24 protein-coding genes are annotated in these 23,395 nt (G+C 71.8%); 14 read left to right on the top strand and 10 right to left on the bottom strand.

The genetic code is table 11. The annotated features are described in order from the left end of the window. Positions 1 to 25 precede the first annotated feature (25 nt). Positions 26 to 1,678 (bottom strand): long-chain-fatty-acid--CoA ligase, encoded by a 1,653-nt coding sequence (locus RC1_RS15730; RefSeq protein ID WP_012568426.1) that lies wholly within the window; start codon positions 1,676 to 1,678, stop codon positions 26 to 28. A 409-nt stretch (positions 1,679 to 2,087) separates the two neighbouring features. On the opposite strand from RC1_RS15730, the gene RC1_RS15735 reads away from it, so the two are divergent. Further along, a complete protein-coding gene (locus RC1_RS15735) occupies positions 2,088 to 2,708 on the top strand; it encodes a phage tail protein (protein ID WP_012568428.1) in 621 nt (206 codons plus the stop codon). A 105-nt stretch (positions 2,709 to 2,813) separates the two neighbouring features. Here the strand turns inward: RC1_RS15735 and RC1_RS20325 are convergent, their stop codons facing one another. Further along, positions 2,814 to 3,131 carry a DUF6916 family protein gene (locus tag RC1_RS20325; protein ID WP_012568429.1) on the bottom strand — a complete coding sequence of 106 codons (318 nt, stop codon included), beginning with the start codon at positions 3,129 to 3,131 and terminating at the stop codon, positions 2,814 to 2,816. A gap of 66 nt (positions 3,132 to 3,197) precedes the next feature. Between RC1_RS20325 and RC1_RS20330 the strand changes: the two genes are divergently transcribed. Continuing rightward, a complete protein-coding gene (locus RC1_RS20330) occupies positions 3,198 to 3,767 on the top strand; it encodes a hypothetical protein (protein ID WP_049766743.1) in 570 nt (189 codons plus the stop codon). An 88-nt stretch (positions 3,768 to 3,855) separates the two neighbouring features. Beyond that, on the top strand, positions 3,856 to 4,185 hold the full coding sequence (locus RC1_RS15750; protein ID WP_012568431.1) for a YnfA family protein: 330 nt from the start codon (positions 3,856 to 3,858) through the stop codon (positions 4,183 to 4,185). Between the two features lie 149 nt (positions 4,186 to 4,334). Here RC1_RS15750 and hslU read toward each other — a convergent pair whose 3' ends face one another. The 3 genes from hslU to RC1_RS15765 all read right to left on the bottom strand — a co-directional run bounded on the left by hslU (position 4,335) and on the right by RC1_RS15765 (position 7,698). Beyond that, entirely contained in the window at positions 4,335 to 5,648 is a 1,314-nt protein-coding gene (gene hslU, locus RC1_RS15755) for an ATP-dependent protease ATPase subunit HslU (protein ID WP_012568432.1), read from the bottom strand. A 3-nt stretch (positions 5,649 to 5,651) separates the two neighbouring features. After that, positions 5,652 to 6,215 carry an ATP-dependent protease subunit HslV gene (hslV, locus tag RC1_RS21165; protein WP_012568433.1) on the bottom strand — a complete coding sequence of 188 codons (564 nt, stop codon included), beginning with the start codon at positions 6,213 to 6,215 and terminating at the stop codon, positions 5,652 to 5,654. Between the two features lie 118 nt (positions 6,216 to 6,333). Next, positions 6,334 to 7,698, bottom strand: a complete 1,365-nt coding sequence (locus RC1_RS15765; protein ID WP_012568434.1) for a hypothetical protein — start codon at positions 7,696 to 7,698, stop codon at positions 6,334 to 6,336. A gap of 176 nt (positions 7,699 to 7,874) precedes the next feature. Here RC1_RS15765 and hisB point away from each other — a divergent pair, with 176 nt between their 5' ends. The 8 genes from hisB to RC1_RS15805 all read left to right on the top strand — a co-directional run bounded on the left by hisB (position 7,875) and on the right by RC1_RS15805 (position 13,950). Further along, positions 7,875 to 8,504 carry an imidazoleglycerol-phosphate dehydratase HisB gene (gene hisB, locus RC1_RS15770; RefSeq protein ID WP_012568435.1) on the top strand — a complete coding sequence of 210 codons (630 nt, stop codon included), beginning with the start codon at positions 7,875 to 7,877 and terminating at the stop codon, positions 8,502 to 8,504. A gap of 76 nt (positions 8,505 to 8,580) precedes the next feature. Further along, on the top strand, positions 8,581 to 9,228 hold the full coding sequence (hisH, locus tag RC1_RS15775) for an imidazole glycerol phosphate synthase subunit HisH (protein ID WP_012568436.1): 648 nt from the start codon (positions 8,581 to 8,583) through the stop codon (positions 9,226 to 9,228). Positions 9,229 to 9,255: 27 nt separating this feature from the next. Continuing rightward, complete coding sequence (locus tag RC1_RS15780; RefSeq protein ID WP_012568437.1) at positions 9,256 to 9,843, top strand: GNAT family N-acetyltransferase; 588 nt, start codon at positions 9,256 to 9,258, stop codon at positions 9,841 to 9,843. Continuing rightward, positions 9,840 to 10,583, top strand: coding sequence for a 1-(5-phosphoribosyl)-5-[(5-phosphoribosylamino)methylideneamino]imidazole-4-carboxamide isomerase (hisA, locus tag RC1_RS15785; RefSeq protein WP_012568438.1), 744 nt, complete (start codon positions 9,840 to 9,842; stop codon positions 10,581 to 10,583). Before RC1_RS15780 ends, hisA begins: the two co-directional genes overlap by 4 nt. Next, positions 10,577 to 11,353: an imidazole glycerol phosphate synthase subunit HisF gene (gene hisF / locus RC1_RS15790; RefSeq protein WP_012568439.1), complete on the top strand. Its 777-nt coding sequence runs from the start codon at positions 10,577 to 10,579 to the stop codon at positions 11,351 to 11,353. The genes hisA and hisF overlap by 7 nt, the downstream gene beginning before the upstream one ends. Before the next feature lie 179 nt (positions 11,354 to 11,532). Further along, positions 11,533 to 11,868, top strand: a complete 336-nt coding sequence (locus RC1_RS15795; protein ID WP_012568440.1) for a phosphoribosyl-ATP diphosphatase — start codon at positions 11,533 to 11,535, stop codon at positions 11,866 to 11,868. A 51-nt stretch (positions 11,869 to 11,919) separates the two neighbouring features. Beyond that, on the top strand, positions 11,920 to 12,285 hold the full coding sequence (locus tag RC1_RS15800) for a histidine triad nucleotide-binding protein (RefSeq protein ID WP_012568441.1): 366 nt from the start codon (positions 11,920 to 11,922) through the stop codon (positions 12,283 to 12,285). Positions 12,286 to 12,366: 81 nt separating this feature from the next. Then, the gene (locus RC1_RS15805) at positions 12,367 to 13,950 is read left to right on the top strand and encodes an L-lactate permease (RefSeq protein ID WP_012568442.1); all 1,584 of its coding nucleotides are present in this window, start codon (positions 12,367 to 12,369) and stop codon (positions 13,948 to 13,950) included. 30 nt (positions 13,951 to 13,980) lie between these two features. On the opposite strand, the gene RC1_RS15810 is transcribed toward RC1_RS15805, so the two are convergent. Further along, entirely contained in the window at positions 13,981 to 14,616 is a 636-nt protein-coding gene (locus RC1_RS15810) for a MarC family protein (RefSeq protein WP_012568443.1), read from the bottom strand. A gap of 180 nt (positions 14,617 to 14,796) precedes the next feature. On the opposite strand from RC1_RS15810, the gene RC1_RS15815 reads away from it, so the two are divergent. Further along, positions 14,797 to 15,387, top strand: coding sequence for an AAA family ATPase (locus RC1_RS15815; RefSeq protein WP_148213477.1), 591 nt, complete (start codon positions 14,797 to 14,799; stop codon positions 15,385 to 15,387). Between the two features lie 28 nt (positions 15,388 to 15,415). Here RC1_RS15815 and RC1_RS15820 read toward each other — a convergent pair whose 3' ends face one another. Then, entirely contained in the window at positions 15,416 to 17,020 is a 1,605-nt protein-coding gene (locus RC1_RS15820; protein ID WP_041785441.1) for a lysine--tRNA ligase, read from the bottom strand. 150 nt (positions 17,021 to 17,170) lie between these two features. Between RC1_RS15820 and RC1_RS20335 the strand changes: the two genes are divergently transcribed. Beyond that, complete coding sequence (locus tag RC1_RS20335) at positions 17,171 to 18,043, top strand: hypothetical protein (protein WP_012568446.1); 873 nt, start codon at positions 17,171 to 17,173, stop codon at positions 18,041 to 18,043. Positions 18,044 to 18,191: 148 nt separating this feature from the next. After that, complete coding sequence (locus RC1_RS15830) at positions 18,192 to 20,084, top strand: FG-GAP repeat protein (protein WP_012568447.1); 1,893 nt, start codon at positions 18,192 to 18,194, stop codon at positions 20,082 to 20,084. Positions 20,085 to 20,105: 21 nt separating this feature from the next. Here the strand turns inward: RC1_RS15830 and mtgA are convergent, their stop codons facing one another. From mtgA to RC1_RS20345, 3 genes are all read right to left on the bottom strand, one after another. Then, on the bottom strand, positions 20,106 to 20,801 hold the full coding sequence (mtgA, locus tag RC1_RS15835) for a monofunctional biosynthetic peptidoglycan transglycosylase (protein WP_012568448.1): 696 nt from the start codon (positions 20,799 to 20,801) through the stop codon (positions 20,106 to 20,108). Between the two features lie 118 nt (positions 20,802 to 20,919). Beyond that, positions 20,920 to 22,356: a sensor histidine kinase gene (locus RC1_RS20340; RefSeq protein WP_012568449.1), complete on the bottom strand. Its 1,437-nt coding sequence runs from the start codon at positions 22,354 to 22,356 to the stop codon at positions 20,920 to 20,922. 250 nt (positions 22,357 to 22,606) lie between these two features. Continuing rightward, positions 22,607 to 23,269 (bottom strand): peptidoglycan-binding domain-containing protein, encoded by a 663-nt coding sequence (locus RC1_RS20345; RefSeq protein WP_049766744.1) that lies wholly within the window; start codon positions 23,267 to 23,269, stop codon positions 22,607 to 22,609. Positions 23,270 to 23,395: the final 126 nt, after the last annotated feature.

The following is a 23,395-nucleotide window of genomic DNA, read 5'->3' on the forward strand; positions in this document are numbered from 1 at the left end:
TGTCCGTCCGGGTCCGTCCGGCCGCCTATTCGGCGGCTTCGGCCCCCGGCAGGCGGTAGTCGGCGAACTGCTTGCGCAGGGCCGTCTTCAGGATCTTGCCCGTGGCCGTGTGCGGAAGCTGCTCCATCACCACGATGTCGTCCGGCAGCCACCACTTGGCGACCTTGTCGGACAGCCAGGCCAGCAGCTCCTCCTTCTCGACGGTCCTGCCCTCCCGCGGGACGACGACCAGCAGCGGCCGCTCCTGCCACTTCGGATGCGGCACGCCGACGACGGCGGCTTCCTGCACGGCGGGATGGCCGATGGCGGCATTCTCCAGGTCGATGGAGCTGATCCACTCGCCGCCCGACTTGATGACGTCCTTGGCCCGGTCCACGATGGCCATGAAGCCGCGGTCGTCGATGGTGGCGACGTCGCCCGTGCGGAACCAGCCGTCGGGGGTGAAGGCGCCGATGTTCGCCTGTTCGTCGTTGTAGTAGCCGGCGGTGATCCAGGGGCCGCGCACCACCAGCTCGCCATAGGCGACGCCGTCGCGCGGCCGCTCCGACCCGTCGGGGCCGACGATCTTCATCTCCACCCCGTAGACGGCGCGGCCGGCCTTCATCTTCAGCTCGTGCTGGACCTCTGCCGGCTGCTGCAACTGGTCGGGCGCCAGGGTGCCGACGGTGCCCAGCGGGCTCATCTCCGTCATGCCCCAGCCCTGGATGCAGGTGACGCCGTGGCCCTGCTCGAACTCCTCGATCATCGCCTTGGGCAGGGCCGAGCCGCCGACCGTGACCGCCTTCAGCGTGCTGAAGCGGGCGCCGGACTGGCGCAGATGCGCCAGCAGCCCCAGCCAGACCGTGGGCACGCCGGAGGAGACGGTGACCTTCTCCTCCTCCATCAGCTCATAGACGGAGCGGCCGTCCAGCTTCGGCCCCGGCAGCACCATGCTGGCCCCGATGATGGGGGCCGAGTAGGGATAGCCCCAGGCGTTGGCGTGGAACAGCGGCACCACCACCAGGGCGGTGTCGTGCGAGCGCACCTCCATGCCCGGAATGGCCAGGAAGCCGTAGGCGTGCAGCACGGTGGAGCGGTGGCTGTAGAGCACGCCCTTGGGGTTGCCCGTCGTGCCGGAGGTGTAGCAGAGCCCGGCGGCCGTGTTCTCGTCGAACTCGGGGAAGTCGAAATCGGGCTTCGCCCCGTCCATCAGCGTCTCGTAGCAGAGCAGGCTGGGCAGGCTGCTCTGCTGCGGCATCAGTTCGGGCCGGGTCATCACGACGATGGTGCGCAGCGTCTTCAGGTGGGGCTTCAGCTTCTCCACCAGCGGCACGAACATCGGATCGACGAACAGCACCTCGTCGGCGGCATGGTTGAAGATGTAGATGAGCTGTTCGGGGAAGAGCCGGGGATTGACCGTGTGGACGACGGCGCCGATGCCCGCGATGGCGTAGTACAGCTCGACATGCCGGTGGTCGTTCCAGGCCAGCGTCGCCACCCGGTCGCCGGGCTTGATGCCCAGCTCGACCAGCACGTTGGCGAGCTGCCGGGTGCGCGCCCAGGCGTCGCGGTAGGTGTATCTGTGCGGCTTCTCGGTGCCGAAGCGCGAGGCGATGGTGGCGGTGCCGTGATAGAGGGCGGCATGCCTGAGGATCGACGAGATCATCAGGGGCCGGTCCATCATGAGTCCACGCAGCATTCTGCCTCCTCCCGTGGGCTGTTCTTGTTCGTCCCCGGGACCTTAACCGTTCCCCCGCTTGCTCGCCAGAACCCAGGCAGGCCCGTCGCGCCGGATGACCGGCCTGTGGATGGCGGTGTCCGGGGGACGGGTCCCGGCCGCAGGCCATGGTGCGTCGTCGCCAGCCTCCATACAGTTGTAAGCGGCGCCCTGATGGCGGCGATGGTGTGTCTGTGACATCCTGGCGCTATTCCCGTTTCCCGCGACAGGAGTCACGGAGATTTCTGTTTCTCCTTTATAGGTACGAGGTTAGGCTTACCCCGGATTGTACCGCCAAGGACCCGCCGAGGTGGCGGGTGCGGGGTGCCGTCCACCGCACCACGCTGCCGCGGCAGCCGCAGGCGGGCTCACAGAAAGGGGAGGTTTCGTAATGTCTGATCCCTTCATCGGTACGATCATGCCCTGGGCGGTGTCCTGGGCACCGTCGAACTGGTCCTTGTGTATGGGCCAGATCCTGCCGGTCAACGGCAACCAGGCGGTCTTCGCCCTGATCGGTGCTACCTATGGCGGCAACGGCTCGACGAATTTCGCCCTGCCCGACCTGCGCGGCCGTGTCCCCGTCGGCGCCGGCCAGTTCCCCGGCAGCGGCGGCATCCCGCCGACGACCAACCGCGTGATCGGCCAGAGCGGCGGCCAGGAGCAGGTCAACCTGACGCAGAGCCAGATGCCGGTCCACACCCATGCCGCGCAGGCGACCGGCGGCGGCGGATCGGTGACGCTCAGCGCCTATACCGGCCCCGCCGATTCGAGCGCCCCGGCGGTGGGAAAGTACCTGACGGCGGCGGCCGGCGACTTCGGCGGCGATGCGGTCACCGTGAAGATCTACGGCCCCGCCAGCGGAACCGCCGTGCCGATCGCGTCGGGCACGGTGCAGCCGCCGAGCATCACCGTCGGCAATGCCGGCGGCACCGCCCCGGTGTCGATGATGCAGCCCTGGCAGTGCATCAATTTCTGCTTCTGCCTCCAGGGCCTCTGGCCGCCGCGCGACTGACGCGGGCGCCCTCGGCAGAGGCGATGACAGGGGCGGGACCGCACGGTTCCGCCCCTTTCCGTTCGCCCTTCCGGTTCGGCGCCTCTGCCGCCGCGGGGCCGTCCGTCAGTTGTAGACGGCCTGGTAGCAGCGCCGGCCGGGCGGGGCGACGATCGGGATCAGGTACAGCTCCAGCGTCGTGTCGCCGTCCAGCGTGGCCTTGTAGAGCCCTTCCAGCAACTGCACGTCCGACGCGCTGGAGAAGAAGGCCGTGAAGGGTTCGCGCAGGCTGACGCTCAGCTTCGGGAAGCGCCGCACCGAGTCGAGGCGGACCGCCACCGGCTCCGGCACCGTCTCCAGCAGGAAGGTCCGGCCGACCGCGTGCTCGAACTGCTCGACGGTCAGCAGGGGGAGTTTCGAGAGATCAACGCCGTGGACGATCATCGGGCGGGCTTTCCTTGGGGCGCGGCCTGCGCGACTATGCCCACTGCACCGTGTAAGGTAAATCCCTTGTCGTCCGATCCGCATACTGGTCCCGACGCCGATCATCCCGCGCGCGCAGACCACCCCTACTATGCTCTGGCCCGCGGTCTCGTGCCGGGGCTCGACTTCCGCCCGGTAGAGGAGGCGGACTGGCCCTTCGTGCGCGGCGTCTTCGACGCCTTCCGCGGGGCGGAGCTGTCCGGCATCCCGCAGCCGGTGCTGGGGCAGATCCTGGACATGCAGTGGCGGGTGCAGCGCACCGGCTGGCAGACGGTGTTCCCCGGCGCCTGGATCGACCTGCTGCTGCTGCGGGGCGCGCCGGTGGGCTATCAGGTGCTGGACGTGCTCAGCCGCGCGTCGCGCATCCAGGGGGTGGAGATCGCGCTGCTGCCCGACCGGCGCGGCGGCGGAGTCGCGGTGGGCGTGCTGCGCGCCCTGCGCCGGACCGCCGACCTGCTGGGCCGCCCGGTCCACATCCACCACCACCAGGACAACCCCGTCCGCCGCATCACCGCGCGCCTGGGCTGGCGCGAGTGCGGCCGCCACGGCCCCATGGTCGAACTGCGCTACCCGGCGGCGGGGGGCGACGTTCCATGACCTCGACGGTTCCGGGGTCTGCGCCTGCCCGGGCGCCCGCTCCCCCACCCGCCGACGCACGTCGGTATCGTTGAACCGGGGGGTTGGGATGGCGACCATAGCGACCTATCTGCTGGCCGCCGTCGCGGAGATCGGCGGCTGCTTCGCCTTCTGGGCCTGGCTGCGGCTGGACAGATCGCCGCTGTGGCTGATCCCCGGAATGGCAAGCCTCGCCTTGTTCGCCTGGGCGCTCACCCGCATCGACAGCGATCTGGCCGGCCGGGCCTATGCGGCCTATGGAGGCATCTACATCCTGACATCGCTGGTCTGGATGTGGCTGGTCGAGGGCAGCCGCCCCGACCGCTGGGACACACTCGGCACGGTGCTCTGCGTTTCCGGTGCCCTGGTCATCATCTTCGGGCCGCGCGGCGGCCAGTGACGCTGCCCGTCCGAGTTTCCCTTGTCAGGACCGAGGTCCACGCGGGAATCGGGGGAGGGAGATGGCGTCGTTTCAGGCCGTCCGGGAGGCAATCAACGGGCGCCCGAGGTCTGCCGGGCGCCCGTCGTCGGAGGGGGACGGCCCCGCCCTCAGAGGATGAACTTGGACAGGTCGGTGTTCTGGGCAAGGCCCTGGAGCTGGCCGCGGACATAGGCGGCGTCGATGGTGACGCTTTCGCCGCTGCGGTCGGACGCGGTGAAGCTGATCTCCTCCAGCAGCCGCTCCAGCACCGTGTGCAGGCGGCGGGCGCCGATGTTCTCCACCGAGCGGTTGATGTCCGCCGCCAGCCGGGCCAGCTCGTCGATGCCGTCGTCGGTGAAGTCCAGCGTCATCCCCTCCGTCGCCAGCAGCGCCTTGTACTGCTTGATCAGGCTGGCTTCCGGCTCGGTCAGGATGCGGCGGAAATCCTCCTGCGACAGCGCCTTCAGCTCGACCCGGATGGGCAGGCGGCCCTGCAGCTCGGGCAGCAGGTCCGACGGCTTCGCCAGATGGAACGCGCCCGAGGCGATGAACAGCACATGGTCAGTCTTCACCGGCCCGTGCTTGGTGTTGACGGTGGTGCCCTCGATCAGCGGCAGCAGGTCGCGCTGCACGCCCTCACGGCTGACGTCGGCGCCGCCGCGCACCTCCGACCGGGCGGTGATCTTGTCGATCTCGTCCAGGAAGACGATGCCGTTCTGCTCCACCGACTGGATGGCTTCGGAGACGACCTTCTCCTGGTCCAGCAGCTTGTCGGACTCCTCGGCCATCAGCACGTCGTAGCTTTCCGACACGCTCATGCGGCGCACCTTGGTCCGGCCGCCCAGCGCCTTGCCGAAGATGTCGCCCAGGTTGATCATGCCCATCTGGGCGCCGGGCATGCCCGGCACGTCGAAGGTGGGCAGGCCCTGGACCGAGGTGTCCTGCACCTGGATCTCGATCTCGCGGTCGTTGAGCTGGCCCTCCCGCAGCATCTTGCGGAACTTCTGCCGCGTCTCGCCGCTGGCGTTGGCCCCGACCAGGGCCTCCAGCACGCGGTCCTCGGCGCGCAGTTCGGCCTTGCTGGCGACCTCCTTGCGCAGCCGCTCGCGGGTCAGGCCGATGGCGATCTCCACCAGATCGCGGATGATCTGTTCCACGTCGCGGCCGACATAGCCGACCTCGGTGAACTTCGTCGCCTCCACCTTCAGGAAGGGCGCCTGGGCCAGACGGGCCAGCCGGCGGGCGATCTCCGTCTTGCCGACGCCGGTCGGGCCGATCATCAGGATGTTCTTCGGCAGCACCTCCTCGCGCAGCCCCTCGGGGAGCTGCTGGCGGCGCCAGCGGTTGCGCAGCGCGATGGCGACGGCCCGCTTGGCCTCGTGCTGGCCGACGATGTAGCGGTCCAGTTCGGAGACGATCTCGCGCGGGGAGAAGGAGGTCATGGCTCAGATCTTCTCGAGCGTGATGGAGGCATTGGTGTAGACGCAGATCTCGCCGGCGATGCGCATGGCCTTGCGGGCGATGGCCTCGGCGTCCATGCCGGGGATGTCCACGAGCGCGCGCGCCGCGGACAGGGCGAAGGCACCGCCGGAGCCGATGCCGATCAGCCCGTCCTCCGGTTCCAGCACGTCGCCGGTGCCGGTGATGACCAGGCTGACATCGCGGTCGGCCACGGCCATCATCGCCTCCAGCCGGCGCAGGTAGCGGTCGGTCCGCCAGTCCTTCGCCATCTCCACGCAGGCGCGGGCGAGCTGGCCGGGATGCTGCTCCAGCTTCGCCTCCAGCCGCTCGAACAGCGCCATGGCGTCGGCGGTGGCGCCGGCGAACCCGGCCATCACGCCGCCGCCGGCCAGCCGGCGCACCTTGCGGGCGTTGGACTTGATGATGGTCTGGCCCATGGAGACCTGACCGTCGCCGGCGATGACCACCTGTCCGTCCTTGCGCACGGACAGGATGGTGGTGCCGTGCCACTGGACGGGTTCGGGCGACGAAGCGGACGTGTAGCGCATGAACGGTCTCGAAAGGGCTCCGGGACGGGACCGGAAGGGCATGGGCGCAGGAACCCGGCCCGTCGGTCGGCTCCTGATAGGTGGGCAGACGGTGCCGGGGGTCAAGCGGCCCGTGCGGTCACTCCCCCGGATGCGGCAACGCTTCCGGGCGCAGGCGCAGTCCCCGCAGCGCCTCGGTCACGGGCAGGAACCAGCCGGTTCCGGGCTCCGGCGGACCCGCGCCGGGCGGGGCCGGGACGCCCAGGGCGACGACGCGGCCGGCGGCGTCCAGCAGCGGCAGCCCGGCCCGGACGGACAGCCCCGGCAGTTCCGCCAGCACGGGACCGGCCGGCGGCGCCATGGCGACGATCCCGTCCAGGGACCCGCTCCCCGTCTCCGCCCGCACCGGCTCGCTGACGCGCGGGCGTGACAGGCGCAGCGGCCGTGCCGTGTGGTCCCCCGGCGGCAGGCGCAGCAGGGCGACGCCGGCGCCGGGGGCCGTCCGCTCCACCGTCGCGGTGACGGCGCGCCCGTCCGGCAGCAGGACGGGCACCGGAGCGGCCAGGACAGCGGGCTGGACCGCCGCCAGCGCCAGCCCGTCCGCCGTCAGCACCACGCCCCGGCCGTCCCCGATCCGCAGCGGGGTGCTGGCGGGCGCAGACCCGGTCACCGCCGGCAGCTCGATCCAGGGCAGGTCCGGGGCGGCGGGCGGGAGAACCGCCGGGAGAGCCGCCGGACCTGCCGCCTGGACCATTGTCGGGCCGTCCCGGTCCAGGGCGGTCCGGCCCAGGGCGGTGCGGCCCAGGGCGGTGCGGAAACCCGGCAGGCGTCCCAGCGCCGCCACGGCATCGGCCAGCGCCCCGTGCAGCAGCAGGAACCGGCCGTCGGGGCTGGCCTCCGCCAGCCGGGCGTGGCCGTCCGTGACGGCGCGGAAGAGGACGGCGCGGTCGGTGCGGGCGTACAGCGTCCACTCCACCCGCACGGCGGCCTCCCCGCTCTGCCCCTCCGACCAGGCGGTCCACAGGTTGACGGCGTTGCAGAGATCGTAGCGCGCCGCCACCAGCCGCCCGGCCAGCAGGATCTCCGCCCGCCGCCGGTCCGCCGCCGCGAAGGGATCGTCGGGATCGCCCGCCACGTCGAAGCCCTGCGCCGTCAGCGTCTCGTGGACCAGATCCTCCAGGTCGCCGCGGCCGAAGCGCGGCGGCACCCAGGTCACCCTCGTATAAGGTGGCCCGCACAGCAGGCCGAAGCGGTGGCTGCCCGCGTCCGACCCGCGCGGGATGTCGAATGCCAGCCCCTGGATGCCCAGCGGCACCGGCCGGCTCTCCGGTCCCGGCCCCGGGGCGGAGTCGTCCCAGGCGATGCCGGCCGGCTCCGGGGAAGCGGGGGGCGGGCCGGGCAGGGGCGGCAGCACCGCCCCGCCGCCGCAGCCGGCCAGCCAGGGAAGCAGCAGCAGCGCCGGCCCGCGCCGCCGGACGTTCCTGCGCCGGCCCCCTCCCGTCATGCGGTCCCCTTCATCAGAATCTTCCCGTTCTGCGGGTGGAAAGCCTACCCCGCGCCCCTGGCCCCGGCAAGCCGGCGACCGCCGGGCGGCGCCTCCCGCGTCCGGCACCGCAGCGATGCCGGACGCTCGGGCCGGGCCTGCTGGACAGACGCCGCCGGGCGTTGTTACCTAGGGCCATGGACAGCAGCACCCCCGCCCCGATCCCCGCCCGCCGCGCCACGGTGGAGCGCACGACCCGGGAAACCCGCATCCGGGTCGCCATCGACCTGGACGGCACCGGCCGCTATGCCGTCTCCACCGGCATCGGTTTCCTGGACCACATGCTGGAGCAGCTCTCCCGCCACTCCCTGATCGATCTGGAGGTGGCGGCGGAGGGCGACCTGCACATCGACTTCCACCACACGACCGAGGATACCGGCATCGCCATCGGCGAGGCGGTGGCGAAGGCGCTGGGGGAGCGCCGCGGCATCCAGCGCTACGGCCACGCCTATGTCCCGATGGACGAGACGCTGACCCGCGCCGCCATCGACCTGTCCAACCGGCCCTACCTGATCTGGAAGGTGGCCTTCAGCCGCGACAAGCTGGGCCAGATGGACACCGAACTGTTCAAGGAATGGTTCCAGGCCTTCGCCCAGGCGGCCGGCGCCACCCTGCACGTCGAAACCCTGTACGGCGAGAACAACCACCACATCGTGGAGAGCTGTTACAAGGCGCTGGCGCGCGCCCTGCGCGCCGCCGTGGAGATCGACCCGCGCAAGGCGGATGCCGTGCCCTCGACCAAGGGTGTGCTGGGCGGATCGCTGTGACCGGACCGGACAGAGACAGCATGACCAGACCCGCCGCCACCGCGCGGGACGTGTCCGCAGGGCCGGGGGGCCGGGCATGAGCATCATCGCACTGATCGACTACGGCTCGGGCAACCTGCGCTCGGCCGCCAAGGCGCTGGAGCGCGCCGCCGCCGACAGCGGCATCGCCGCCGAGATCGCCGTCACCGCCGACCCGGAGGTCGTGCTGCGGGCCGACCGCGTCGTGCTGCCCGGCGTCGGTGCCTTCGGCGACTGCCGCCGCGGCCTTGCCGCCGTGCCGGGCATGATCGCCGCCCTGGAGGAGACGGTGCTGCGCCGCGGCCGGCCGTTCCTGGGCATCTGCATCGGCATGCAGCTCATGGCCCGGACCGGGCTGGAGCACGGCCGGCACGAGGGGCTGGGCTGGCTGGATGCCGAGGTGGTGCCGCTGACCCCGGCCGACCCGGCCCTGAAGATCCCGCACATGGGCTGGAACGAGCTGCGCCTCGCCCGGCCCGACCATCCCGTCCTGGCCGGGCTGGAGCATGGCACCCACGCCTATTTCGTGCATTCCTACCACATGGTCCCCGCCGATCCGGCGCAGGTGCTGGCGACATGCGACTATGGCGGCCCGGTCGCCGCCGTCGTCGGCCGCGACACCCTGGTCGGCACCCAGTTCCACCCCGAGAAGAGCCAGGCCGCCGGCCTGCGCCTGATCGCCAACTTCCTCTCCTGGCGGCCCTAAGCCCGCCGATCCCCCCGGAGGACGCCCATGGTGAGCGGTCTCAAGGCCCGGTCCACCGTCGAGATCGTGGAGGAGCTGCGGCGCGGCGACCTGCATGACCTGTGCGACGCGGCCGACGCCGCCATCCTGGACGGCGGCGGCTTCGGCTGGGTCGCTCCACCGGAGCGCGAGGCCCAGGAGCGCTACTGGCGCGGCGTCATGGCGGTGCCGGAGCGGATCCTGTTCGTCGGCCGGCTGGACGGGGTGGTCTGCGCCTCGGCCCAGCTCGTGCGGCCGACCCGCAACAACGAATCGCAGCACTTCGCCGCCACGCTGACGACCAGCTTCGTCGCGCCGTGGGCGCGCGGGCACGGGCTGGCCCGGATGCTGACGCTGGCGGTGGAGGAGGAGGCGCGCCGCGGCGGCTTCCGGGTGTTGAACCTGGACGTGCGCGACAGCCAGAAGGCGGCCATCGCGCTCTACGAATCCCTCGGATACCGGCGCTGGGGTGTCCACCCCCGTTACGCCATGGCCCATGGCCGGGTGTTCGCCGGATACTTCTACACCAAGAACCTGGACGACGATCCGGCGGACGGCCCCGAGGGCGCCGCCGGCGACAGCGGGCGGAACCCATGAACATCTATCCGGCGATCGACCTCAAGGACGGGCAGGCCGTGCGGCTGCTGCGCGGCGACATGGACCAGGCCACCGTCTTCAACCCGGACCCCGCGGCCCAGGCGGCCGCCTTCCAGGACCAGGGATTCCGCTGGCTGCATCTGGTGGACCTGAACGGCGCCTTCGCCGGCCGGCCGGTCAATGCCGACGCCGTGTCCCGCATCCTGGAGCGCGTCACGATCCCGGTCCAGCTCGGCGGCGGCATCCGCGACATGGCCACGATCGAGGAATGGCTGGGCCGCGGCATCCGCCGCGTCATCCTGGGCACCGTGGCGCTGCGCGACCCCGATCTGGTCAAGGATGCCTGCCGCGCCTTTCCCGGCCGCATCTGCGTCGGCATCGATGCCCGCGACGGCCATGTCGCGGTGGAGGGCTGGGCCACCACCTCCGACGTGCGGGCGCTGGATCTGGCGCTGCGCTTCGAGGATGCCGGGGTGGCCGCCATCGTCTACACCGACATCAACCGCGACGGCGCCATGGGCGGCGTGAATGTCGAGGCGACGGCCGATCTCGCCGTGCATCTGACGACGCCGGTGATCGCCTCGGGCGGGGTGCATGCGCTCTCCGACCTGCTGGCGCTGAAGGCGGAGGCCGAGACCGGGATCGAGGGGGTGATCGTCGGCCGCGCGCTCTATGACGGCCGCATCGACCCGCGGCAGGCGCTGGCGCTGACCGCCGGCCCGGAGGACGCCCGGTGCTGAAGGCCCGCGTCATCCCCTGCCTGGACGTGAAGGACGGGCGCGTCGTCAAGGGCGTGAACTTCGTCGATCTGGTGGATGCGGGCGATCCGGTGGAACAGGCCCGCCTCTACGACGCGGCCGGGGCGGACGAGCTGACCTTCCTGGACATCACCGCCAGCTCCGACAACCGGGAGACGATCTACGACGTGGTCCGCCGCACGGCGGAACAGGTCTTCATGCCGCTGACCGTCGGCGGCGGCGTGCGCACGGTGGAGGACATCCGCCGCCTGCTGCTGGCCGGCGCCGACAAGGTGTCGATCAACACCGCCGCGGTCCACCGCCCCGACTTCGTGCGCGAAGGGGCGGAGAAGTTCGGCAGCCAGTGCATCGTCGTCGCCATCGACGCCAAGGCCGTGGCGCCCGGCCCCGACGGCGCCCCGCGCTGGGAGGTGTTCACCCATGGCGGGCGCACCCCGACCGGGCTGGACGCCGTGGACTGGGCGCGGCGCATGGCGGAGCTGGGGGCGGGCGAGATCCTGCTGACCTCCATGGACCGCGACGGCACCAAGGCCGGCTTCGACATCGGCCTGACCCGCGCCGTGGCCGACGCGGTGCCCGTGCCGGTGATCGCCTCGGGCGGTGTCGGCACGCTCGACCACCTCGTCGCCGGCATCCGCGACGGCCACGCCACGGCCGTGCTGGCCGCCAGCATCTTCCATTTCGGGACCTTTTCCGTCGGGCAGGCCAAGCGGCACATGGCGGCGGCGGGCATCCCGATGCGCCTTGCATGAGGACGGCCATGGCCGGACAGAAGAAACCGCGCAACCCCTGCAAGCCGGGCAATCCCCGTGCCGACCACGGCGCCGAGGTTCCGGCAGCGGTGCCCCCTCCGTCCGCCCCACCGGCCGCCGCCCCTCCGGCCGCCGGAACGCCGCCCGCCGGCGCAACGGACGGCGCGGCCGGGGCCGGCGTGCTGGACGCGCTGCACCGGGTGATCCTGTCCCGCCGCGGCGCCGATCCCGATCAGTCGCACACGGCGCGGCTGTTCGCCCGCGGCCGCGCCAAGATCGCCCAGAAGGTGGGCGAGGAGGCGGTGGAGACGGTGATCGAGGGCATCCGCGGCGACAAAGCCAAGCTGGCGGAGGAGTCGGCCGACCTGCTCTACCACCTGCTCGTGCTCTGGGCCGATGCGGACCTGGAGCCGGCCCGCGTCTACGCCATCCTGGACGGCCGCCGCGGCACCAGCGGCATCGAGGAGAAGAAGAACCGCAAGCCCAAGGGCAAGGCCGAGGAGGCCGACGCCTGAGAGCCCGCGCCGCCAGCCGACCGGCCGCCAACCGACCATGAAAGGGAGTCCATGGCCTACGATCCCGACAACATCTTCGCCCGGATTCTGCGCGGAGAAATTCCGTGCAGGAAGGTGTACGAAGACAGGCACGTCCTCGCCTTCCACGACATCCGGCCGCAGGCGCCGACGCATGTCCTGGTGATCCCCAAGGGTCCCTATACCAGCTTCGCCGACTTCAGCGAGCAGGCGACGCCGGAGGAGATCCTGGACTTCATCCGCGCCGCCGGCCTGATCGCACGGCAGGCGGGGGTGGAGGATTCCGGCTACCGGCTGATCGCCAACCACGGCCCCGACAGCCATCAGGAAGTGCCGCACTTCCATCTGCACATCCTGGGCGGCAGGCCGCTGGGGCCGATGCTGGTCCAGCCGGACTGACCGGCCCGTCCGCGCGCCAGGATACCGGGCGCGGCCTCCGCCGCAGGTTCTTCCGTTCCCGCAGCTTCCCCGTGAGGTGCCATGCTTCCGCTGCTCGCCCTCTCGCCGATCCTGCTCATCCTGGTGCTGATGGTGGTGTTCCGCCGCCCCGCCGCGACGGCGGCGGGGGTCGGTCTCGCCCTCGGCGTCGTCGTGGCACTCGCCCTGTTCGAGGTCGCGGTCCCCCTGCCCGATGCCGGCGACGGTGCCTCGGCCCTGTCCACGTCGGTCGCGGCCGGGCTCGGCGGCGTGGCGCTGGAGGCGGCGTTCCTCGCCGCCACCATCCTCTGGATCATCTTCCCGGCCCTCTGCCTGCACGAACTCCAGACGGCGACGGGGGCGGTGGACCGCATCCGGGCCAGCCTGACCGGCCTGTCGGGCGACCCGCGGCTGCTGGCGATCCTGCTGGGCTGGTTCTTCGCCCTGTTCATCGAAGGGGCGGCCGGCTTCGGCACGCCGGCGGCGCTGACGGCCCCCATGCTGGTGGCGGTCGGCTTCGCCCCGGTGCAGGCGGTGACGCTGGCGCTGGTGGGGCATTCCATCGGGGTCAGCTTCGGCGCCGTCGGCACGCCGGTGCTGCCGCAGATCGCCGTGACCCCGTTCTCCGGGCCGGAGCTGGCGCAGGCCGTGGCGGTCCTGCACGGGATGAGCGGCTGGGTCATGCTGCTGTTCCTGGTCCGCTACGCCCGCGTGACGGAGGGGCCGCTGGCCGCCGGCATGACCGGGCGGACGGTGCTGCCCTGGGCGGCGCTGGCGGCGGTGCTGTTCGTCGTGCCCTATCTGGCGCTGGCCTTCGCCGTGGGGCCGGAACTGCCGACCCTGGGCGGTGCGCTGGTCGGCGGGCTGCTGTTCGTGCTGATCCTGCGCCGCAGCGGGGACGGGCGCAGGGCGGCCGCCCCGGTTCCGGCCGTGCCCGCCGCGGCGGGAGCGGTGTCCGGGCGGGGCCTGCTCTGGGCCGGGCTGCCCTATCTGGCGGTGCTGGCGCTGATCCTGGCGACGCGGCTGGTGCCGCCGGTGCAGGAGGCGCTGCGCGCGGTCGTCGTGGACTGGACCATGACCGGCGGCTTCAGCGGCCGGGTCGAGCCGCTGTACCATCCCGGCACCATGCTGCTGGCCGGCTTCCTGCTGGGCGGGCTGGCCCAGGGGGTGGGGGTCGGCACCCTGGCCGGGGCCATGCGCCGGGCCGCGGCGCGGCTGCCGACGGTGGCGCTGGCGCTGCTGGCCATGCTGGCGCTGGCCCGGCTGATGGTGCATTCGGGCATGATCACCACCCTGGCCGATGCCGCCGCCGCCGGGCTGGGGCCGGTCTGGCCGCTGCTGGCGCCGCTGGTCGGCATCCTGGGCGCCTTCGTCACCGGCTCGGCCACGGCGTCGAACATCCTGTTCACCGACTTCCAGCAGGCCACGGCCCAGACGCTGGGCCTGCCGGTGCTGCCGCTGCTGGGCAGCCAGAACTTCGGCGCCGCCGTGGGTAACATCATCTGCCCGCACAACATCATCGCCGCCTGCGCCCTGGTCGGGATCGCCGGGCGCGAGGGCGAGGTGCTGCGCCGGACCCTGCTGCCCTGCGCCGTCTATGCCCTGCTGGGCGGGGCGCTGACCTGGGCCTTCGCCGCGCTGGGATAGGGAGCCCGCAAGCGGAGGCCCGGCCGCGGCTCAGGTGGTCCAGCCGGGGAACAGGTTGCGCAGGCCGGTGGAGATGATCTCCACCGCCACCGCGGCCAGCAGCAGGCCGAACAGACGGTTCATGATGTTCAGCCCGGTCCGGCCCATCATCCGGCCGATCGGCACGGCCAGACGCAGCGACAGCCAGATGAAGAGGCAGACCAGCGTGATGGACCCGACGATGATCGCCGTGTGTTCCCAGCCGCTGCCGCGCTGCGTCTCGATGATGACGGCGGAGATGCTGCCCGGCCCCGCCAGCAGCGGCAGGCCCAGCGGCACGACGCCGATGGCGTGGCGGCTGGCCGCCTCGTCCGCCTCGGTCGGGGTCTGCTTCACGGCGGAGACGGTGGCGTTCAGCATGCTGAGCGCGATCAGCAGCAGCACGATGCCGCCGCCGACCCGGAAGCTGTCCAGGCTGGTGCCGACCACGGCCAGCACCGCGTTGCCCAGGAAGGCGGACCCGGCCAGCACGCTGAACACCGTCAGCGCGGCCGAGGCGGCGGTGCGGTTGCGTTCCGCATCCGTGCGCCCCTCCGTCAGCCCCAGGAAGATCGGGATCGCCGCGAAGGGCGTCAGCATGGCGAACAGGGCGACGATGAAGCGTGAATATTCGGACCAGGGTTCCATGGACGATACCGCCGCGTTGGGACGGATGCTCTTGTCTCAATTCGGAACACGGGTCCAGCGATTTCCGGCCCGTTGCTCCCCCTGCCGTCGCGGGGGTCGCCTGCCGTTCCGGCATGGCCGGGCGCGCCGCGCGACGGCGCTCGCCGCCGCTTCCCCGTTCCCAGAGAAAGGACCCGCCTGGTGCGGAATGGACGTGTCGTGATCTCCGGCTGTTCGGGGGGTGGGAAGTCCACCCTGCTCGCCGAACTGAAGGCGCGAGGCCATGCGGTCGTCGAGGAACCCGGCCGCCGCATCATCGCCGAGGAAACGGCGCGGGGCGGGAGCGCCCTGCCCTGGGTCGATCTCGCCGCCTTCCTGCGCCGGGCGGTCGATCTGGCGCTGGCCGACCATGCGGCCGCCGCGGCGCAGGAGGGCTGGGTGTTCTTCGACCGCGGCCTTGTCGATGCCGCATCGGCGCTGGAGGCCCTGACCGGCGATCCCGTGCTGCGCCCGCTCTGCACGGCGCACCGCTATCATCCCCGGATGTTCATGGCGCCGCCCTGGCCGGAGATCTATGTGACCGACGCCGACCGCCGGCACGGCTTCGATGCCGCCGTCGCGGAGTACGAGCGCCTTCTGGGTGCCTATCCCGCCCTGGGGTATGAGGTGCTGCCGCTGCCGAAGCTGGCGCCCCCGGCCCGCGCCGATGTCGTGCTGTCGGCGCTGGCGGGTCCCTACGCCCCGGCAGGTGCGGGGGCGGTGCGGGCTGGGGCGCGGATCAGGCCGACCTGACCCGCGCCGGTCCCGGCACTCCGGCCCGTCAGCCCAGCCCGGCGTCCGACGCCTGCGGGTGCAGGGCGCGGTCGATCAGGGCGATGGTCTCGGCCACGCCGTAGAGCTGGACGAAGCTGCCCATGCGGGGGCCGCTGGTCTGGCCCAGCAGCACCTCGTACAGCGCCTGGAACCAGGTGCGCAGCTCGGTGAAGCCGTGCCGCTTGCCGACCTCGAACACCTCGTTCTGGATCGCCTCGGCCGCGGCACCCGCCGGCAGGCCGGCCAGCACGCCGCGCAGGTCGGTCAGCGCCGCCCGCTCCTGCTCCGACGGCGCGCGGAAGCGCTTCGTCGGCTTCACGAAGTCCTGGTAGTAGGCGACGGCGTGCTCGACCAGCCGGTCCAGGAAGGGGGCCGTCTCGGGGCTGGCGCCGGGGGCGTAGCGGCGGATGAAGCCCCACATCACCTCGGCGTTCTCGGCGTTCGCCGCACCCGCGAGGTTCAGCAGCAGCCCGAAGGTCAGCCCCGCCGTGCCCTTCACACCGTCCGGGATGCGGCCGTTGTGGATGTGCCAGGCGGGATTCTCCAGCTTCTGCGCGGGCTCCATCCCGTCGAACTTCTCCACGAAGGTCAGATAGTCGTCCACGGCGCGCGGGATGACGTCGAAGTACAGCTTCTTGGCCGCCCGCGGCTTGTGGAACATGTAGAGCGCGAGGCTCTCCGGCGGGGCGTAGCGCAGCCACTCCTCCACCGACAGGCCGTTGCCCTTGGTCTTGCTGATCTTCTGGCCCTTCTCGTCCAGGAACAGCTCGTAGTTGAAGCCCTCCGGCGGCTGGCCGCCCAGGATGCGGCAGATCTTTCCGGCCAGCTCCACCGACGGGATCAGGTCCTTGCCGGACATCTCGTAATCCACGCCCAGGGCGGACCAGCGCATGCCCCAGTCGGGCTTCCACTGGAGCTTCACGTTGCCGCCGGTGACCGGAAGCTCGACCTTGCGGCCGTCCTCGTCCGCGAAGACGATGGTGCCGGCGTCCGCATTGCGCTCCAGGATCGGCACCTGGAGCACGCGGCCGCTGGTCGGGCTGATCGGCAGGAAGGGCGAATAGCTCTGCTGCCGCTCCTCCCCCAGGGTGGGCAGCATCACGGCCATGATCTCGTCGTAGTGCTGCAGCACCTTCAGCAGGGCGGCGTCGAAGCGGCCGGAGCGGTACCAGTCGCTGGACGACTGGAATTCGTACTCGAAGCCGAAGGAATCGAGGAAGCCGCGCAGCATCGCGTTGTTGTGGTGCCCGAAGCTCTCGAACTTGCCGAACGGGTCGGGCACCTTCGTCAGCGGCTTGCCCAGGTGCTGCGCCACCATCTCCTGGTTGGGGATGTTGCCGGGGACCTTGCGCAGCCCGTCCATGTCGTCGGAGAAGGCGAACAGCCGCGTCGGCACGTCCGGCAGCATGCGCTGGAACGCCTGACGCACCATGGTGGTCCGCACCACCTCTCCGAAGGTGCCGATGTGCGGCAGGCCCGAGGGGCCGTAGCCCGTCTCGAACAGCACATAGCCCTTGGCGGGTTTTTTGTCGGCGTAGCGCGCGACGAGCTTGCGCGCTTCCTCGAACGGCCAAGCCTTCGCCTGCATCGCCAGTTCGTGTTCGCCGGACATTTCTTCCACCATATCAAGGGAAACCAAGGTCGGGCACCCTAGGGCCGGCGCCCGCGACGGTCAACGGGGCGCCGGCCGGCGGGAGCGTCCCGCCTGGATTGCATGGACCGCGGGGACGGCGGGTCCCCCGGCAAAGGAGGAAATGCGCCGATGCTGGAGTCCCTGCGGTCCCGGCTTGGGACCACGCTGCTGTTCCTCGCGGTCGCCGTCGTCGCCTGGCTCGGCCTGTTCGACCGGGCGGAGCGCGCCCTGCTGCCGACCACGCCGGCCCAGGCCGGCCAGGAACGGCTGGAAGCCAACCTGACCCGGGCGGCGGCCCTGTTCGGCACCGCCCGCGCGCTGAACGCCGTCATCTCCGTGCTCCAGTCCACGGAGGTGACGGGAGGTGTGGTGGTGGCGCAGGGCACCGTCTCCCCCGGGCAGGCGCTGGACCCGCTGAACGATCTGGTGGAACGCTTCTCCTCCGTGATGCTGACGGCGACGGTGGCGCTCACCGGCAGCGTGCTGCTGGTGCAGGCGGGCGACCTCTACGGCTTCGCCGTGCTGCTGCCGGCCGGGCTGGTGCTGGCCGCGGCGGCGCTCTGGCTGCCGGGCAGCGCCGGCGCCGCCATGCGGCGGGCGGGGCTGATCCTGCTGCTGGCGGCCGCCATCGCCAAGCTGGGGCTGCCCGCCACGGTGATGGCGACGGAGGCCGTGGCCGAGCGGCTGGTGGACCCGCTGCTTGAGTCCGGCGACGCCCGGCTGCGCGCGATCCGGCTTCCCGGCCTTGACAGCACGGGAGCGGCCGGAGAGGAGACCGGAGAAACGGGCGGCATGCTGGAGACCCTCCGGCAGGCCAACGACATCCCCGCCCAGATCAACCGGGCCGTCGCCGGGGCGGCATCGCTGGCCGATGCGGTCGTGGACCTGACGGTGGCCTATGCCATCAAGATCGTCGTGCTGCCGCTGCTGACCCTGTGGCTGATCGCCCGGCTGGCCGAGGTGCTGATCGGTGGCCTGCTGCCCCGGCGGCAGGGGCCGTGACCGTCCCGTCCGGCGTGTCCATGCTTCACGTTCTGCGTGTGCAATCCTGCCCGGCTTACCCCACCGGTTCTAGTGCCACGGAAACCGGGGCCGTCCGCGGCACCCCGGGGTTCCTGAGGCGGCGGAAGAAACCGGGAAGAGGGACGACATGGCCGGGTGGACGGTACGGCAGGGGACGGCGCGCAATGAGATCATCGAGGGCGGCAGCGGCCGCGACCTGATCCGCGGCCTGGGGGGCAACGACATCCTCAAGGGCCGGGACGGCGACGACGCGCTCTATGGCGGCACGGGCGACGACCGGCTCTATGGCGGGCGGGGGCAGGATCTGCTGGCGGGCGGGGCCGGCTACGACCTGTTCCTGGGCGGGATCGGCGACGACACGCTCGACGGCGGCGAGGGCTGGGACAAGGCCTACTGGGACGGTGAGTTCCGGGAGTTCGAGTTCTACCGGGTCGAGGGCTGGCTCTACGTGGTGGACACCTCCTCCCGCTTCACGGACGAAGGCACGGACCGCCTCCGCGGGATCGAACAGCTCCGCTTCCGCGACTTCGGGCTGGACCTCACCCGCACCCGGCAGGTCGCCGATCTGAGCGGCGACGCCGGGCTCGGCTTCCGCATCGTCGGGGCCGAGCCCGGCGACCTGGCCGGGCGGGCGCTGCACGGTGCCGATGTGACCGGCGACGGGCTGGCGGATGTGCTGATCGGGGCGCGCGGGGCCGACCGCGTCCAGGCGGACTATCCACCGACGGAGGATGTGGGCGAGGCCTACATCGTCTACGGAACGCCGATCGGGCCGCTGGACCCGGTGCAACTGTTCTTCCCCGGGGAGGGGGCGACCACGCTGACGGCCGGCGGGCTGGGAGCGTTCAACTGGCTGGGCGAGACCATCGCCGGGGTCGGCGATCTGGACGGCGACGGCATCGGCGACATGGTCGTCGCCGCCCCGTCCTACGTGCAGCGCTTCGCCTTCGGCGACGAGACCCCGCTCGCCTTCGTGCTCTACGGTCGCGACGGCGGCTTCGGCCCCACGGTCGATCTGCGCCAGCCGCCGCGCGGCGCCGTGCTGGAGCCCGACCCCTTCGACACGGTGGGGTTCGCCGTGGACATCGGCCGCGCCCGGACGGACGGGCGCGGCGCCGACGTCAACGGCGACGGGCGGACGGACCTGATCCTCGGCTCCATCTCCGGCTATCTCGGCCTCACCACCATGACCGTGCTGTTCGGCGGGCAGGACTTCGCCGATCCGTTCTCGCCGACCGATCTGGAGCCGGGGCAGGGGGCGGTGTTCCTGGGCTTCGGCGGGCCGACTTCCCAGGGGGTCTACACCCCCTCCGTCGCGGCCCTCGACATCAACGCCGACGGCATCGACGATCTGGTTTTCGCCGGATCGAACCCCGGCACCGAGGATTTCTACGACAGTTCCGACGTGCGGATCGTGTTCGGCAGCCCCACGCTGGGAGCCGGCGGTCCGATCGACGTGGGCGCCCCCGATACCTACGACGGCTTCCGCTTCCTCAGCGGCGGCGGGGCGCCGGCCGTCGTGCGCAATGCCGGCGATGTGAACGGCGACGGGGTGGAGGACCTCCTGGTCGTCACCGATCAGGCCTATGTCGTCTTCGGCGGCAGCGCCCTGTCGGACGTGGACGTGCTGCGCGCCTCCCGGCTGGACGGCAGCACCGGCTTCGCCATCCTGGATACGGCCAACCGTGACGCCGCCTCGGCCGGCGACGTCAACGGCGACGGCTATGCGGACATCCTGCTGGGCAGCGTGCGCAGCGACCCCGCCCTGCCGGCCGTGCGCGAGACCGTGCTGCTGTTCGGCGGGCCGCAGGTCGGGGCCTCGGGCGTGATCAATCCGTGGCTGCTGCCGCGCGGGCAGGGGCTGGTGATCGAAGGGGCGGGCGAGGCGGTGGCCGGGCTGGGCGATGTGAACGGCGACGGCTATGACGACATCGCCCTGTCCGACCCGGATGCCGAGGGCGGCCGCGGCGTCGTCCATGTCCTCTATGGCGGTCCCGGCTCCGACTGGTTCCTGGGCTGATCCCGCCTGCCGGCGCTGCGCTCAGGCCGGGTCCAGGATGCAGGCGGCCAGCCCGTCGCGGCGGACGATCGCCATGCGGCGTTCGATGGTGGCGGCGCGGTTGCGGATATAGGCCGTCGGCCGCTCCGGCGACCAGCGGCGCGGGTTCGGCAACACCGCCGCCAGCAGCGCCGCCTCCTGCGCCGAGAGGTCGGCCGCGGGCTTGCCGAAGTGGCGGCGGGCCGCGGCCTCCGCCCCGAAGATGCCGTCGCCCCATTCGGCCAGGTTCAGATAGACCTCGGCGATGCGCCGCTTCGGCCAGGTCGCTTCGATCAACAGGGTGAAACCCAGTTCCGCCCCCTTGCGCAGCCAGGTCCGGTCCGGCCAGAGGAAGGCGTTCTTCGCCGTCTGCATGCTCAGCGTGCTGGCCCCGCGCAGCCGCCCGCCCGCCTCGTTGTGGTCACGGGCGGCCTCGACCGCGTCCCAGTCGATGCCATGGTGGGTGCAGAAGCGGCTGTCCTCCGACGCCACGACGGCGGCGACCAGATGCGGGGAGATGGCATCCAGCGGCACCCAGCGCCGGTCGATGCCGGGGGCGCCCTGGGCCAGACGGATCGCCATCAGCGGCGACCCCGGCGGCGGCACCCAGCGGTAGGAAACGGCCAGGGCGACCAGCAGCAGGGCAAGCCCCGCCAGCACGGCGGCCATCCGGCGGAGAAGGCGGGGGATCATCGACATCGGAGACTGTATACCCGACGGGTGGGGGTGTCGGGTACAACGCAGCTTCCACCCGTCCGGGCCGTCGGCGGCTGTCTCTCGCCGTTCCGGGTCCCCGTGTTCCGGCGTCTCCGCCGGCTCAGGCCGCGGCGATCGGCGGTTCCTCGGGCCGGGCGGCCGGTGCGGCCGTGGGCAGGAAGATGGTGGCGGTGGTGCCCTGGCCGGGGCGGCTGTCCAGGGTCAGGTGGCCGCCGTGCAGCCGGGCCAGCGCGTCCACCAGGGCGAGGCCCAGCCCGGTTCCCTCACCGGACCGGGCATAGCTGTTGTCCAGCCGCTCGAACGGTTGCAGCAGCCGGGGAAGCTGGTCGGCCGGGATGCCGGGGCCGGTGTCCGCCACCGTCACCGAGGCGCCGCCGGGCACGGCCAGGGCGGACAGGGTGACGCTGCCGCCATCGGGGGTGAATTTCAGGGCGTTGGTCAGCAGGTTGACCAGCATGTGGTGCAGCGCGCGGGCATCGGCCCGGCAGGCCGGCGGCGGGCCGGGCAGGTCCACCCGCAGGATCTGGCCGCGCGCATCCGCCCGTTGCCGGACCAGCCGCAGGGCTGCCGCCATCACCGCGCCCAGGTCCACCTCCTCGGGCGTGACGTGCAGCTTCGCCACCTCCACCTTGGACAGGTTCAGCAGATCGTTCACCAGATCCAGCAGGGTGTTGCCGCTCTCATGGATCAGGGAGAAGTACTCCCGCGTCCGGCCGCCCTCGGCACCGGACGGCGGCAGGGTGCGTCCCAGCTCCGACAGGCCGATGATGGCGTTCAGCGGGGTGCGGAACTCGTGGCTGACCATGGCCAGGAATTCGGTCTTGCTGCGGCTGCTCTCCAGCGCGCGCAGGCGCTGGTGGTCGGCCTGCTCCGCCAGATGGCGCATCTGTTCGCGCAGGCGGCGGTTCGCCAGCAGCAGCAGGGCCTGGACGAAGAGCAGCGAGAGCGTCAGCGCCGCCAGCAGGGTGACCGGATCCGTCGCCGACGTCCGGGCCACCGGCAGCGATTCCGGATACAGGAACGCCTGCCAGAAGCGGAAGGCATAGATCGCCGACAGCCCGAGCAGGGCCACCACCCCCATGCCGTCGGTCAGGGTGATCCGCTGCCCACGGGGCGGCACGAACTCCCGGGCGCAGAGCAGGTAACCGGCGGTCAGGCAGGCCGCGTTCACGGCCACGCGGGCGACGATGTCGTCCCGTACCGCGCTCAGCCAGAACATGCTGACCGCCGTTGCCAGGGTGGCGGCAACCACCAGGCCCCAGGGGACCTGACGGCCGTTGAAGCGACGCAGCCCGGCCCAGATCAGCAGGAGACCGGCAAGGATGGCGCTGTTCGCCACGGTGATGGAAAGCACGTCGGGAATGACACCCCGCAGGGCCAGACCCCAGGTGCCGATGCCGACGATAGCGCCGCCCACGGCCCACAGCCCGACGCCCGTCAGATTACGGTTGCTGAGCCAGAACAGGCTCAGTCCCAGGGCCAGAGCGGCGGCAACCAGACTGATCGCGGCGAAGATCGTCCCGACATCAAGTTGCATTGCCCCGTCGCCCCACCCGTCATATCCCCATATGAACTACGGGCAAACATATACACTTTTATGTAAATTGCAGTAAGTCTAATCGTAAACCAGCCTGCCGGCGGTAGGGACCCTCGGAACGGTGGCGTTCTGCTGCCGCCACATCCCTCCGGGCAGGCACGGAAAGGGCGGCCGCACCCTGGGCACGGCCGCCCCGTTCTTCCCCGGATGCCATGCCCCTGTCACGGCTGGGTCATGGCGCGCGCCGGCTTCAGCCGCCGCCCGGGCGCTGGCCGTCGCCGCTGCTGCTCCCCGTGCTGCCGCTGCTGCCGGTCGAACCCGTGGAGCCGGGGGCGCCGCTGCCCAGCGGGCTGCCGGCCGGGGAGTCGCTGCCGGTCGGGCTGCCGCCCGTGGACCCGCTGCCCATCGAACCGCTGCCCATCGACCCGCTGCTGCCGGACCCGCTGCCCAGGGCGTCGCCGCCCGTGGAACTGCGGCCCAGCGCGTCCGACGATCCTGACCCGCCCTGGCCGAGCCCGACCGACGGTTCCGACCCGGACATGAACTCCTCCGCGTCCAGGTCCAGCGCCGTCAGGGTTTCCTCGTCGAGCTGGCCGGAGGCCTCGATGCCTTCCTGCTGCTGGAAGGCCTGCACGGCGCGGCGGGTGTTCGGGCCCCAGGCACCGTCCACCGAGATCTCCTGGCCGTTCTCCTGGAGCGCCTGCTGGAGCTTGCGCACCTTCTCCTGGTCCATGCCGGCCGGCGCGCCCGACTGGCCGGACCGGCCCGACTGCATGGACCCGGTCGTCTGGGACGGGTCCGTACCCATGCTCTGGGCGCCCTGGCCGGTCTGGGCGACGGCGGCGCCGGCGAGCAGGGTGCCGGCGGCGAGCGCGGCGGCGAGACGGGCCGCGGCGGGAAGCAAGGCTGTCATGGTGCGTTCCTCTCTCAATGCTCTTCCATGAGGTTGGCCGGACCGGGGCCGCTGCGGACGGGTCCGCCGGACGCTTTCCCGGACCGACGCCGTCGCAACAGCCGGGAGGCCGGTTCCATCCCGCCG

The organism is Rhodospirillum centenum SW, assembly GCF_000016185.1.
Lineage (GTDB): Bacteria > Pseudomonadota > Alphaproteobacteria > Azospirillales > Azospirillaceae > Rhodocista > Rhodocista centena.